Origin of the sequence: Streptomyces sp. BF23-19, from assembly GCF_041106355.1 — a bacterium.
Taxonomy (GTDB): Bacteria; Actinomycetota; Actinomycetes; order Streptomycetales; family Streptomycetaceae; genus Streptomyces; species Streptomyces virginiae_A.
On the sequence record NZ_JBGBPT010000055.1, the window covers coordinates 18,976 to 31,687 of the forward strand.

15 protein-coding genes and 2 pseudogenes are annotated in these 12,712 nt (G+C 70.6%); 5 read left to right on the forward strand and 12 right to left on the reverse strand.

Going from position 1 to position 12,712, the window contains the following annotated elements:
• Positions 1 to 163 precede the first annotated feature (163 nt).
• Positions 164 to 505 (reverse strand): hypothetical protein, encoded by a 342-nt coding sequence (locus AB8A24_RS27605; protein ID WP_369477904.1) that lies wholly within the window; start codon positions 503 to 505, stop codon positions 164 to 166.
• Positions 506 to 990: 485 nt separating this feature from the next.
• Between AB8A24_RS27605 and AB8A24_RS27610 the strand changes: the two genes are divergently transcribed.
• The gene (locus AB8A24_RS27610; RefSeq protein ID WP_369477905.1) at positions 991 to 1,863 is read left to right on the forward strand and encodes an alpha/beta hydrolase; all 873 of its coding nucleotides are present in this window, start codon (positions 991 to 993) and stop codon (positions 1,861 to 1,863) included.
• A gap of 9 nt (positions 1,864 to 1,872) precedes the next feature.
• Here AB8A24_RS27610 and AB8A24_RS27615 read toward each other — a convergent pair whose 3' ends face one another.
• The gene (locus AB8A24_RS27615; protein ID WP_369477906.1) at positions 1,873 to 2,535 is read right to left on the reverse strand and encodes a TetR/AcrR family transcriptional regulator; all 663 of its coding nucleotides are present in this window, start codon (positions 2,533 to 2,535) and stop codon (positions 1,873 to 1,875) included.
• A gap of 237 nt (positions 2,536 to 2,772) precedes the next feature.
• On the opposite strand from AB8A24_RS27615, the gene AB8A24_RS27620 reads away from it, so the two are divergent.
• Complete coding sequence (locus AB8A24_RS27620; protein WP_369477907.1) at positions 2,773 to 3,201, forward strand: hypothetical protein; 429 nt, start codon at positions 2,773 to 2,775, stop codon at positions 3,199 to 3,201.
• Positions 3,202 to 3,384: 183 nt separating this feature from the next.
• Positions 3,385 to 3,630 carry a WhiB family transcriptional regulator gene (locus AB8A24_RS27625; RefSeq protein ID WP_328960862.1) on the forward strand — a complete coding sequence of 82 codons (246 nt, stop codon included), beginning with the start codon at positions 3,385 to 3,387 and terminating at the stop codon, positions 3,628 to 3,630.
• Here AB8A24_RS27625 and AB8A24_RS27630 read toward each other — a convergent pair whose 3' ends face one another.
• The 9 genes and pseudogenes from AB8A24_RS27630 to AB8A24_RS27670 form a co-directional block, all read right to left on the reverse strand.
• On the reverse strand, positions 3,631 to 4,212 hold the full coding sequence (locus AB8A24_RS27630; RefSeq protein WP_369477908.1) for a hypothetical protein: 582 nt from the start codon (positions 4,210 to 4,212) through the stop codon (positions 3,631 to 3,633).
• Entirely contained in the window at positions 4,209 to 4,751 is a 543-nt protein-coding gene (locus tag AB8A24_RS27635; protein WP_369477909.1) for a hypothetical protein, read from the reverse strand. Before AB8A24_RS27635 ends, AB8A24_RS27630 begins: the two co-directional genes overlap by 4 nt.
• Before the next feature lie 80 nt (positions 4,752 to 4,831).
• Positions 4,832 to 5,965, reverse strand: a complete 1,134-nt coding sequence (locus AB8A24_RS27640; protein ID WP_369477910.1) for a hypothetical protein — start codon at positions 5,963 to 5,965, stop codon at positions 4,832 to 4,834.
• Positions 5,958 to 6,260, reverse strand: a complete 303-nt coding sequence (locus AB8A24_RS27645; RefSeq protein WP_328960858.1) for a hypothetical protein — start codon at positions 6,258 to 6,260, stop codon at positions 5,958 to 5,960. Before AB8A24_RS27645 ends, AB8A24_RS27640 begins: the two co-directional genes overlap by 8 nt.
• A gap of 72 nt (positions 6,261 to 6,332) precedes the next feature.
• The gene (locus AB8A24_RS27650; protein WP_030728836.1) at positions 6,333 to 7,304 is read right to left on the reverse strand and encodes an acyl-ACP desaturase; all 972 of its coding nucleotides are present in this window, start codon (positions 7,302 to 7,304) and stop codon (positions 6,333 to 6,335) included.
• 258 nt (positions 7,305 to 7,562) lie between these two features.
• A complete protein-coding gene (locus tag AB8A24_RS27655; RefSeq protein WP_369477911.1) occupies positions 7,563 to 7,970 on the reverse strand; it encodes a hypothetical protein in 408 nt (135 codons plus the stop codon).
• Positions 7,963 to 9,606, reverse strand: coding sequence for an ABC-F family ATP-binding cassette domain-containing protein (locus AB8A24_RS27660; protein WP_369477912.1), 1,644 nt, complete (start codon positions 9,604 to 9,606; stop codon positions 7,963 to 7,965). Before AB8A24_RS27660 ends, AB8A24_RS27655 begins: the two co-directional genes overlap by 8 nt.
• 177 nt (positions 9,607 to 9,783) lie before the next feature.
• On the reverse strand, positions 9,784 to 10,200 hold the full coding sequence (locus AB8A24_RS27665) for an SsgA family sporulation/cell division regulator (protein ID WP_033220016.1): 417 nt from the start codon (positions 10,198 to 10,200) through the stop codon (positions 9,784 to 9,786).
• 227 nt (positions 10,201 to 10,427) lie between these two features.
• Positions 10,428 to 10,865 (reverse strand): annotated as a pseudogene (locus tag AB8A24_RS27670) (cytosine permease); the annotation flags it as partial.
• Between AB8A24_RS27670 and AB8A24_RS27675 the strand changes: the two are divergent.
• Positions 10,852 to 10,995 (forward strand): annotated as a pseudogene (locus AB8A24_RS27675) (amidohydrolase family protein); the annotation flags it as partial. The pseudogenes AB8A24_RS27670 and AB8A24_RS27675 overlap by 14 nt on opposite strands.
• A gap of 115 nt (positions 10,996 to 11,110) precedes the next feature.
• Positions 11,111 to 12,196, forward strand: a complete 1,086-nt coding sequence (locus tag AB8A24_RS27680; RefSeq protein WP_369477922.1) for a WD40/YVTN/BNR-like repeat-containing protein — start codon at positions 11,111 to 11,113, stop codon at positions 12,194 to 12,196.
• Here the strand turns inward: AB8A24_RS27680 and AB8A24_RS27685 are convergent, their stop codons facing one another.
• On the reverse strand, positions 12,197 to 12,709 hold the full coding sequence (locus tag AB8A24_RS27685; protein ID WP_369477913.1) for a GNAT family N-acetyltransferase: 513 nt from the start codon (positions 12,707 to 12,709) through the stop codon (positions 12,197 to 12,199).
• Positions 12,710 to 12,712 lie beyond the last annotated feature (3 nt).

The window sequence follows — 12,712 nt, forward strand, 5'->3', positions numbered from 1 at the left end:
ACGAATTCCCGTTGCGCGGCTGACGGTCGTGTGGTGCTGCTGCTGGGCCGACACGGCCGTCGAGGCGGCAGGGGCGCGGTCCGCGTCCCTGCCGCCTCCGACACCACGAGCCGGCCTGCTCAGACCGAGGAAGGCCAGAGTCTCGATGGCCGATGGCGGGTCATTACAGGACCTTGTACGTCAGCTCGTACAGGGCCAGAGACAGCGCGCCGATTGCCTGCGTTCGTTCTCCGAGGCCTACCTCGGAGGGGATAATCTTCGCCCCTCCGATGAAGCTGGATTTGCTGGCTGCTTCGTTCACTTCGTGCAGGACGATGTCGATCGGCGCTTGGTTGACGAACGGCACGAACCGCTCGTCGAATTCGAACACGTCCCCTACGCGCATGCGCACCTTTTCGAAGGTGCCGCCGTCACCCCTGCCGACGAGGATCTCGTCCGCACCATCCGGGTCCTGAACTCTTTTCGCCTCCAGGAACAGAAGCTTGGCGAAAGCTGCACCTGCCATGTTGATCCTCCTGAATTTCCGTGTTCACCAACTTACTTTTCAGTCATAGCGCACATGTTCAGTCGACGAGCATGCCGTGAGGTTCCCTCTGCCGTGCGGGAGTGGTCGACCCGCTGGCCAGAGCCGGGTTGACGTGGTTTCAGGTCCACCGGTTCGGCCGTTGCCTGATCGGCGTAGCGAGACTTGTCGCCCCCTGGATCGGACTGAGCCACAGGTCGCGAAAGCTGCGGGAATTCCTCGGGGCGGCGCCGCCGTCGGAGACGGCCGTCGGCGGGCGCCGACCCGGGCGCCGTTCAAGAGCACTCTCGGAACGCCTCGACAGTGGCGTCCTCGAGTGAATTCACCTGGCGCCTGCCCCGGATGCCCGGGGGAAGCTGGTGACGCTCAGAAACAACACGAACGATCGTGCTAATATCCCCTCATTGGCTTGCCATCGGCATCTGGCCGCCCTGAGGAGAATTCCGGAGAACCCGCACATGCACCCCATGGCTTCACTCCTGAGCACCACCCTCAACATCACCAGCCGGCTCGCCCCGGGCCTGGCCGGGCCCCGGGCCTTCGCACTCTTCGTCAAGCCCCTCGGGCGCGCGCGACTACGGCCCGAGGAGGCGGAGGTGATGGCGCGGGCGGAGACCGGGAGGATGGTGGTGCACGGCACGGCCGTGACCACCTACCGGTGGGGGGACGGGGACGGGCCCGTACTGATCGTGCACGGCTGGTCCTCGCGCGCCTCACGGTTCGCCGGCTTCGTCGAGGCCCTGCGCGCCCAGGGCCGTACCGTGATCGCCTTCGACGCGCCCGGGCACGGGGAGTCGGACGGTCAGTTCTCCACGATCCTCGACTACCGCGCCATCATCGGCCGACTGCACGCGCAGCACGGTGACTTCTCGGCCGTCGTGGCCCACTCCTTCGGCGTGGTCGCCACCTTCTCCATGCTGAACGACGGCATACCGGCCGATCGCGTCATCGGTATCGGAGGCGTGGCCCACTTCGACTATCTCGTCGAGCGGTTCCGGGCCGGGCTGAACCTCGGCGAGGGAGTCGGCCGCGCCCTGCGCACCCATGTCGAGCGCCGACTCTTCCCCGGTGACCCCGACATCTGGCAGCGTCTCGACGCCCGCCGTCGCCTTCCCGGCACGCGGGCGCCGATCCTCCTCTTCCACGACACGGAGGACGACGTGATCGACCCCGCCCAGTCCCGCGCGATCGCCGCCGCCTACGGCCCGCAGGCCCACCTGATCGAGACAACGGGCCTCGGCCACCGCCGCATCCTGTCCGACCCCGACATCATCGCGACCACGGTCGATTTCGCGCTGTCCGAGCCCGAGCCCGCCCCTGCGACCGTGCGGCGCGGGTGACGAGCGGGGTCAGGAAGGCGAGCTGAACGCCGGCGGTCGTTCCGGGAGTTCGTCCGGAGCGGTCGCCACCGCGCGCAGCCGACGGAGGATCCCCCGGCCGGCCCGCTCGTACGCCAGCGGGTCGCCGTGCAGGACGGAATGCGCGTTGGCCAGTTCCATCAGGGCCGTCAACTCGAAGGCGACCTGCGGTACCTCGTCCGCGTCGGACGCGTCCCGGAACCCGCCCGTCAGCCGCGCCTCGTCCAGCAGCCGCTCGATGTAACGCGTCCAGTCGGCCCGCGCCTTGGCGATCTCGTCCCGTACCGGACCGGGGCGGGCGTCGAACTCCGCGGAGACGGAGTAGAAGAAGCACCCGCCGGGGAACACCCGGCGCCCGGAGTAGTCGAGCCAGCGCTCGCACAGCCGCCACACCTTGGCGAGACCGTCGGGGTCCCGGTGCACCGGCCGCACCACCTCGTCCTTGAACACGTCCACGGCGGCACGGACGGTGGCGAGCTGCAGGTCCTCCTTGGAGCCGAAGAGCGCGAACACCCCACTCTTGCTCAGGCCGAGATCCGTGGCGATCTTCCCCAGGGACAGGCCTTCCAGGCCGTCCACGGAAGCGATGTTCATCGTGCGGTCGAGAACGACCCGCCGCGTCTGGTTGCCGCGTTCCACGCGTCCGTCAGCCATAGCACCATCTTACCGAACGCACGGTCGTTCACTCAGTGGAGGAAGGGGGCCGCTGTCAGTGGCGGGTGCGATGCTCGACGAGGCAGAACAGCGGACGGCGCACGAAGTGCCAGGGTCGGAAGGAGAGCGGACCATGCTCACCAGCTCACGCCCGACATCGGTGGCGCCGCCGGGTTCGACGGGCCACGGTTCGGGCGGGACTTCCAGGCCGGCAGCGAGGAGGTCGGCGGGTACGGGATGTTCCACCTCGACGGTACGACCGTCGCGGAGAGCGCGGACGCGGACGCGACGGCCGCCGCCGTGACCAAGGCACGCGGCACGGTGACGTTCGGCCACGTGGCGACATGCGCCGCCCCGGCGGGAGTGGGCTGCGGAGTGTGGCAACCGAGGATGAACACCGGCTTCGGCGCGGTGACCGACGTCGGCACCTTGTACTGGACGGAGCTGTACACGGGTGACGTGGCCCTTGCCGCCGAGTTCTGCCGCGCGGTCTTCGGCTGGGAGACCACCGCGACGCCCTACGAGGGCAGTACATACACGATGGCCAAGCCAGTAGGCGCGACGGACGAAGCGGCGTTCGGCGGTCTGGTGTCGCTCTCGACAGGACCCGGTGGAGGCAGTCGAACGGCCCTACTGGATGCCGTACTTCGAAGTGGCCGACTGTGAGGCGGCGGTGGCGAAGCGCGTATGGCCCCGGTGTCAATGAAGGGAGTTGGCCAGCTCGCCAAGCCGGCGGACCCCTTCGGCGCGCGGTTCTCGGTGAAAGCCGGCACGCCCGCGCCCGGGTCATGGCGAGGTGTTGATCAGTCGTTGATCGGACGTCCATCGGCGGCGGTAAGTATCACCGGCATGTCGATTAACACCACTGCCGCATCCACTGACACCGCTTGGTACGACCTTGCCCTGTGCGCCCAGACCGGCCCCGGCTTCTTCTTCCCGGAGCCCGGCTCCTCGCTGCGCGACGCGAAGCGACTGTGCGGGGCCTGCGAGGGGCGGACTGCGTGCCTGGAGTACGCCCTGGCCAATGACGAGCGCTTCGGCGTCTGGGGCGGCCTCTCGGAGTCCGAGCGCCTGGCTCTGCGCCCCCGCCGCTGATCAGGTGCGCGTCCCTTTCCCGCTGCCACGGACCAGCCCCACGCGCCGCGCGAGGTCGAACCCCTCGCCACCGCACTCCTCCCGACGCGGTGTGTGGGGCACGACCCGCACCGGGTAATGCCCCCCGACGGGCGACACGACGCCACCGAACCGGGGGTCGCCCGCGAACCAGATCCGGTCGGGGTAGTCACCTTCCATGGTCTCGACCGGGACCGGGAACGGGATGACGCGGAACATGGCGGTGAAGTCCTCCCGGAACGGAATGGCGATGGTCGCGGGGCTCCCGGGCGGCCTGCGCGGGTGGCGGCACGGCCACTCCTGCCAGGGGTAGGCCTGGAGCACGGCGGCGACCCTGCGTCGCCGGAAGTACGTGACGACCACCCACGGCAAATAGGGCGTCCCAAGAATGATCATGATGATGAAGGCCCACGCCGCGCGGCGGCTCACGCCGGAGCAGGATAGGGCGATCAGTGGAGGAACGCCGAGGCTGAGCACCCAGATGAGGCGGCGGACCACCAGTCGCTTGTAGCCGACCACGGTCGGAGGATGGTCCCAAGCCGCCTTGGTGAGGGTGACGCTCACAGGAGTACCTCCAGGATGCGTGAGGCCCCCGAGACCATCGGCCTATGTGCAGCCGGGTCGGGGTCGGAGAAGGCGAGGGTGTGCGCGATCGCTTCGAGGATGTCCGTGTAGGCGCCCGCATGTTGGGTCGACGCAGTGGTCAGATCGAGGACGAGCAGATGTCGCCCGTCCGGATGGGTGGTCACGGCCCTGGCCTGAAAGGGGCATCGGTCCACGTCGGGCAGGGACATCGTCCCGGCGACGAGACAGCAGGGACGGGCGGACGGCAACTCGATGAACCTGCGGTCGGCGCTGGTCCACAAGGGCGAGCGGGCAATCGCCAGGGCGGTACGTGCCACGGCGAGGCGGGGGTTGGGCTGCTCGATCCGGCGTACGGTCAGGGAAAACAGTGACGTGGCGACGCCGGTCGGCTCCTCGGGATGAAATCCGAACGCAGTGTGCACGACCTCGTGCTCTGCCAGCCCCTCGAGCCCGTCCATGAGCCGGGACAACTGCTGCTGTGCCTCGGAGCCGCCCAGGGCCTCGGCGAAGGCGTCCAAGTTCGCCCTGTCCTCGGGGCCGACGTCGTAGAAGCCTGGAGGCAGACGGAACCAGACCGGCGGAAGGCTGCCCTGACGCATCATGGCCGCAACACCGACAAGACATGGCCTGACTTCCTGATGGCCGAGGGAGCGTCGTCCAGGACCCCTCGGGTGCCGTCCACCGCGGTCGAGCTTTGCTCGAGCGTCTCGCTGTCCGAGGCGTAGTCCCCTCCAGCGGTTGCCGCGCCCGTTGCTGCCACCGCCACGCCCACTCGATCCCTTGCGTCCTGAGACGACGACCGCATGGCCCATCCAGTCAGTGGACTGTCCAGCTGCCGCAGATCGTCAGAGGTGCTCCAGGCCGCTTGCCTGAACGCGCCGGCCCCAGGGGCGAGTCCCACCACCGCGCTGCCTTCGGGAGCGGCGGCCATGGCCGCTCGGGCCGCTGCCGTGCCGGCTTTCGCGCCGGAGGCCACCGCCGCCACGCCCGGGACCGCGCCGGCGGTGTCTCCCAGGAGTGTCACGCTGCTCTTCCAGAAGTCCGCGTCGAACTGGCCCTTCGTGAAGCCGTCGGACAGGGACTTGCGGAACTTCGGGTCCGAGGTGTGCATCGCCAGAGCCGCCAGGGACAGGCCGCTCCCGACGAGCATGATCGCGAGTCCGGCCGGCGGGCAGACCAGGGCAATGCCCGCCCCGATCGCGCCCAGGATCGCCGACGCGTTCGACATCGCGTCCGCCGGGTCTTCGACGATCTTGTTCCAGATCGAGGCCAGGAGGCCCGGTTCCTTCGGGGCCAGTCGATCCGTCGCCGCGTTCAGGGTCTGTGCCACCCGGCGGGCGGCCGTGCCGTGCTCGGAGGCGAGTTCGCGGGCCAGGCGGCGGGCGTCGGTGAGGGCCTCCTCCGTCTTCGCCGCCGCGGCCCGGTCCTCGTACCGGGTGGCCAGCGCGCGGTGGGCGACCAGGGTGTCGTGCCACCCCGTGAGCCTGCGGGCCGCCTCCGCGAGGGAGGTGTGGGCCGCGCCGAGGTAGCGGGGGAGGTCCTGCGAGAGGGAGGCGCGGAAGGCGGTGGCGGCCTCGCCCTGCCAGGCCGAGCTGTGGGAGACCAGGTCCTTCACCACCCGGGAGGCCTCCCCGAGGGAGGTGGCCGAGGCGCTGAGCTTCTTGGCCAGGGCCAGGACCGTCGCGGGATTTCCGGGGGCCGGGTCGAAGCCCAGCGCCGCGTACTCAGTCACGCGCGGCCGCCGCCCGGAGGAAGGCCGCACGCACGGCCTGATCCAGCTCCGCGTACTCCGCGGCGCTGCGGTCCACGCCCTCCCGGAGGTCCTTGACGCGTTTGGTCAGCTCCTGCGTGCCGTAGGCCCAGCGTTCCTGGAAGCCGTCACACGCCGCGTCGAGGTCCGCCGTGCCCAGCTGATCGGGCCGTACGTGGTCCAGGGCGCGCCGGGCCTCCCGAAGGGAGACCAGCGAGGAGTCCAGGGCGCGCGTCAGACGGGTCAGCTGGTCGATGTCCACCTGGAGCGAGGTCATGACGCGAAACCCTGGCAGAGCGCGGCTCTGCCAGGGCAATCGGCGTCACTCGCCCGAGCGAGCGGAAATCGGTCAGCCCTTGCGGGCGGCGAGGCGTGCGGCGCGGGCGGCCAGCTTCTCGTCGAACTTACGGGCCTCGGAGTCCAGGCCGTTCATGAACAGACCGAGCTCCTCCTGAGCCTTCTGGCCCTCGGGGCCGAGGCCGTCGATGTCCATGATCTTGAGGAAGCGGATCACGGGGCTCAGCACGTCGTCGTGGTGGATCCGCAGGTTGTAGACCCCGCCGATGGCCATCTGCGCGGCCATCCGCTCGAAGCCGGGCATGCCGTGTCCGGGCATCCGGAAGTTGACGACGACGTCGCGCACGGCCTGCATGGTGAGGTCCGGGGCGAGCTCGAAGGCCGCGCCCAGCAGGTTGCGGTAGAAGACCATGTGCAGGTTCTCGTCCTGCGCGATGCGGGCCAGCATCCGGTCGCAGACCGGGTCACCGGACTGGTGGCCGGTGTTGCGGTGCGAGATGCGGGTCGCGAGCTCCTGGAAGGCCACGTACGCCACCGAGTGCAGCATCGAGTGACGGTTGTCGGACTCGAACCCCTCCGACATGTGCTGCATGCGGAACGCTTCGAGCTTGTCCGGGTCCACGGCGCGCGAGGCCAGCAGGTAATCGCGCATCACGATGCCGTGGCGGCCCTCCTCGGCGGTCCAGCGGTGCACCCAGGTGCCCCAGGCGCCGTTGCGGCCGAAGAGCGACGCGATCTCGTGGTGGTAGCTGGGGAGGTTGTCCTCGGTCAGCAGGTTCACGACCAGCGCGATCTTGCCGATGTCGGTGACCTTGGACTGCTGCGGGTCCCAGGCCTCGCCGTCCTCGAAGAAGCCGGGGAAGTTCCGGCCCTCGCTCCACGGGACGTACTCGTGGGGCATCCAGTCCTTGGTGACCTTCAGATGGCGGTTGAGCTCCTTTTCGACCACCTCTTCCAGCGCGAACAGCAGCTTGGCGTCCGTCCACGCCTCCGAGCTGCCGAGGTGGGGAGAGGTGATCGTCACGGGTACTCCTGGGTGTAAAGCGAACTACCTACGGTTCCGTAGCCTACGGAGTCGTAGGTTAAGCGTGACATCAAGGCCAGCCAACCCCCCGGTAGGTGTATGTCCGGTTACATCCAGTTATCTATGCAGTTTATGAGTGGCCTGAGCGGGGTTTGAGGGGCCGAAATCACGCCGGCAGGTGGCTCGTGAGCCCCGTTTCGACGCGAAAAAATTGGTTCCGCTTCACCGGCGGCCGGCGCTGATCCGGCCCCTCGCCGCTCACGCGCGGGCAGGCCGACGGGGGTCGAGCGCGGGCGCGGGGCCGAGCTCGAACGCGCAGATCTCCATCCCCGCGAACGAAGTGTGCTCGCGGTCGAGCTGCAGGCACACGAGGGGGGTGTCCCCGTCGTCGAGATGGATCCAGGAGTTGTCCGCGCGGTCCGCGGGTGCGGTGCGGAGGTAGGCGCAGGTCCGGCTGCAGGTGCACCAGCCGTGGAACCGCAACCGTGCCACACCCTGCGCCAGAGCCGGCTCGTCCTCGGCCGCCAGCTTTGAAGCCAGGAACGACACCAGGGCGGGATAGACGTCGGAGAGCAGCGGCAGCGGGTGCGGGTCCGGGTGCGGCACCGGCGTCGACGGCGGGGCCGGTACCGGCCCCACGGGCGACGCCGACGAGCTGTCACTCACCCGACCACAGCGTTTCCCGGACCTCCTCGGCCGTGGTCGGCCGCAGCTCGCCGTCCAGCAGGAGCCATCGGGTGATGCCGATCGACTCCAGGAACGGCACGTCGTGGCTCGCCACCACGAGCGCGCCCTCGTACGACTCCAGCGCGTCGGTCAGCTGCCGCACGCTCGACAGGTCCAGGTTGTTCGTCGGCTCGTCCAGCATGAGCAGCTGCGGAGCCGGCTCCGCCAGCAGCAGGGCCGCCAGTGTCGCCCGGAAGCGTTCGCCGCCCGAGAGCGTGCCGGCCGGACGGTCCGCCCGGGCGCCGCGGAACAGGAAGTGCGCGAGCCGGGCCCGGATCAGGTTGTTCGTGGCCTGCGGGGCGAACCGCGCCACGTTCTCCACCACCGAACGGCTCTCGTCCAGTACGTCGAGCCGCTGCGGCAGGAACCGCGTCGTCACGTGCGCCACCACCGCCCCGGACTCCGGCGCGAGCTGCCCCGCGATCGTGCGCAGCAGGGTGGTCTTGCCCGAGCCGTTGCGGCCCACCAGGGCGATCCGCTCCGGACCCCGCAGTTCCCACTCGCCCGGTACGGCGGCCCCGTGGGCCAGGCGCAGATCGCTCAGCGTCAGGACCTGCCGTCCCGGCGGGACCTGGGTGGCGGGCAGTTGGATCCGGATCTCGTCGTCGTCGCGTACCGCCTCCACCGCTTGGTCCAGGCGTTCTTTCGCCTGCGCCAGCTTCTCGGTGTGCATGATCCGGTGCTTGCCCGCCGACTCCTGGGCCGCGCGCTTGCGCGCGCCCATCACGATCTTCGGCTCGCGCTTGTTCTCGAACATCTTCTGTCCGTACCGCTTGCGCCGCGCCAATTTGACCTGCGCGTCGGCCAGTTCGCGCTTCTGTCGGTGCACGTCGGCCTCCGCGACCCGGACCATCCGCTCGGCGGACTCCTGCTCGGCGGCGAGCATCTCCTCGTAGTCCGTGAAGTTGCCGCCGTACCAGCGCACTTCGCCGTCGCGCAGGTCGGCGATCTGGTCGACCCGCTCCAGCAGTTCCCGGTCGTGGCTGACCAGGAGCATCACCCCGGACCAGGATTCGACCGCCGCGTACAGCCGGCTACGGGCCCGCAGGTCCAGGTTGTTGGTGGGCTCGTCCAGCAGCAGGACGTCGGGGCGGGCGAGCAGCAGGGCGGCCAGCCGCAGGAGTACGGACTCACCGCCCGAGAGCTCGCCGACGGTGCGGTCCAGACCGATCCGGGCGAGACCGAGCTGGTCGAGCGTGGCCAGGGCCCGCTCCTCCACGTCCCAGTCGTCGCCGACGGCCGTGAAGTTCGCCTCGGTGGCCTCACCCGCCTCGATGGCGTGGAGCGCGGCGCGGGTGGTGCGGATACCGAGTGCCTCGTCCACGCGCAGCGCGGTGTCGAGGGTGATGTTCTGCGGGAGGTGACCGACCGAGCCGGCGATGGAGGACTGGCCCTCGGTCGGGGTCAGTTCGCCGGCGATCAGCTTCAGCAGGGTCGACTTCCCGCAGCCGTTGAGCCCGATCAGGCCGGTGCGGCCAGGACCCACGGTGAGTTGGAACCCGTCGAAGACGGGAGTGCCGTCGGGCCAGTCGAAGGACAGGGCGGAGCAGGTGATGAAAGCAGGGGCATGACTCATGGAGGCCTCCAGGTTGCGTGAGTGGTGCGTGCAACGCGGGGAGACAGCCGACGGTTCAGCCGCAGGGCGTGGTGGTCGGTGTCTCGAACCTCAGACGAGCAATGTCCTGCTCCGTTTCGACGGGGATGGGCCGTCTTCGAAGCTACGGGCGGCCGTGACCGCCCGCAATCGAATTACTCAGCAGGTGTCCCTCATCAGCTCGGCCAGGCTGTGGTCCATGTCCAGGTAGAGGTGTTCGAGGCCGGGCGGCACCACGGTCGCCGCCCGCTCCAGGAAGCGGTGCAGCTCCGCCGTCAGCATCAGCACGATCGCGACGCCCTCGGTCGCGTGGAACTCGATGGTGGTCCGGTCGCCGTCGTACGGGCGCACCCGTACGTCGCCGTAGCCCGACGGGCGGTCCAACCCGGACTCCAACAGCTCGCGCGAGAAGGTCCACGAGACCTCGACGCCTTCCAGCGTGGCGGGGGCCGGGAAGGCCATGCGCACGGCGAACGGATCCGCGCGGTCGTAGCAGAGGGTGACGGGCACGGTCTCGACCTTCGGCGCGGTGGCGACCAGACGGGCCTGTGCGGCCTGCTCGATGACAGTGATCAAGGCTCACTCCCTTGCGGCGGATCTGCTGCCGGACTGTGGGTGGGGCCCGGCAACCCGATAGACGCCGGAATCGGCAAATCCGTGCATGGGCCGTTGCGTGAGCTGTGTCACCGATTGGCTTGAACCACTCCGTGTGATCGCACAGAGTGACCGGACGGGTGATGTGCCCGAAGGCGGCCCCGCACCGCGACGGGTCCGGGGCGCCTCGGAGAAGGGCTGGTAACCGATCACTCCACAGGCGTAAGGGTCCGCATCGAGGCCGCGTAGAGGGCGGCGGAGACGGTCATGCCGACCGGCAGGGAGAGGTCGATGCCGCCCAGGGCCGAGGCGATCGGCCCGGTGTAGAGGGTGTTGACGCACAGGGCGGCCGCGCCCACCCCGGCCGCGAGCGCGAGGGCGCCGGCGAGATGGACGCCCCCGGTGTACCAGAAGGGGCTGCCGGTGCTCTCGTCGGCCAGCGCCCGGCCGTCGTAGCGGAACCGGCGCGCCAGGATGTCGGTCGCGTAGATCGCCATGACCGGGCCGATCAGGACGACGATCAGCTGCAGGGAGTTGCTGACGGTGTCCAGGAGGTTCGAGACGAGCAGGCCGTACAGGGTCAGCGCGACGGCGACGGCCCCGTCGAACAGGACGCTGACGGAGCGTCGGACGGGCCGGATCGCCCTCGGCCGCCGCGCCGACCTGACGGTCCTCGCCGACGACCCGCTCACCGTCCCCGCCACCGAACTGCCGCACCTGCCCGTGCTCCTCACCGTCGTCGACGGCGGCGTGACCCACCGCGACGCGAGCCTGTGACCCGGGTACGGGGGCTGTGACAGGTGTGGCGGCAGGGGCCGGAAGGCGCTCTGGACGGCGCATCCGGGGTGCGTTAGCTTCCGGCGCCATGAGACTTCTGGAACTCGGAATCGGTATGTGCGCGGCAGCCCTGGTCGTGGGGGTACTGGCCGCCCCCGCCCAGGCCGATGCGGCCCCGGCCCCAGACCCGGCCCCGGTGGCGCAGGACTTACGCGGCGCCGGCTGGGCCCTGAAGGACACCGGGAAGGGCGACGTACGGTTCCGCGGGCTCGCGGCGGTCACCCGGACCACGGCCTGGGTGGCCGGTTCCAAGGGGACCGTGCTGCGCACGGGGGACGGCGGTCGCAGCTGGCGTGACGTTTCGCCACCCGGCGCGGCCGCGGAGGGCCTGGAGTTCCGCGACATCGAGGCCTTCGACGCGCGGCGCGCGGTGGCCCTGTCCATCGGGGAGGGCGAGGCCTCCCGCGTCCTGCGCACCGAGGACGGCGGAGCCACTTGGACCGAGGCCTTCCGCAACCCCGACCCGCGCGCCTTCTACGACTGCCTCACCTTCTTCGACGCCCGGCACGGTCTGGCGATGAGCGATCCGGTGGACGGGAAGTTCCGCATCCTGGCCACCGACGACGGCGGCCGCACCTGGCGGGTCCTGCCGAGCGAGGGCATGCCCGAGGCACTGCCGGGCGAGGCGGGCTTCGCCGCGAGCGGCCAGTGCCTGGTGAGCTCCGGCCCGCGCGACGTGTGGCTGGCCACCGGCGGCGGGGCGCAGGCCCGGGTGCTGCACTCCGCGGACCGCGGCCTGACCTGGCGGGTCGCCGAATCCACCGTCCCGGCGGGCGATCCGGCGCGCGGGGTCTTCGCCCTCGCCTTCCGGGACCGTACGAGGGGACTCGCGGTCGGTGGTGACTACCGCACCGGGCAGGCCTCCCCGCAGGCCGCGGCCGTGTCCGCCGACGGGGGACGCACCTGGCGCCAGGCCGCGACACCGCCGCCGGCCTACCGCTCGGGCGCGGCCTGGTTCCCGTACAGCCGGGGGACGGCGCTCGCGGTGGGGCCCACCGGCACCGATGTGACCACGGACGGGGGTCGCGGCTGGCGGTCCCTGGAGGCGGGCTCCTTCGACACGGTCGACTGCGCGGCGGACACAGGATGCTGGGCGGCGGGGGAGAAGGGACGGGTGGCGCGGCTGGAACGACGCCGCTGATCAGCCCGCCGCGGCCGGCGGGGCCGGGGGCGCGGGCGGCGCCGGGGTGGTGACGAGGTCCATGCCCGGGTAGCGCCCGGCGGTGAAGCCCGCTGCCCGGTAGACGGGCTCGCCGTCCGGGCTGGCGTGCAGCTGGACGTAGTGGATGTCGATGTCGTCGAGCCAGGCGACCAGCGCGTCGACGATCCGGCGGCCGTGGCCCCGCCCGCGGGCGGGCGCGTCGGTGACGATCCCGTCGAGGTAGCCGCGCCGGCCGTCGGTCCACAGCGGCCCGGGCAGGTGGTAGGTGACCCAGGCCATGCCGGTGGCGAGCAGCGGTTCGCCGGGAGCTCCGCCGACGACCAGGCAGCGTACGTCGGGGCGGTCGCCGACGCGTTCGAGGAACCAGGTGCGGGCGACCTGTCGCCAGGCGGCGTCGGCGGGCCCGGGGTCGACCCCGAGGGAGTCGAGGGCGGCGGCGCGCAGGCGTATGAGCTCGGGGACGTCGGCGGGGACGGCGGGGCGGGGCTGCATGGA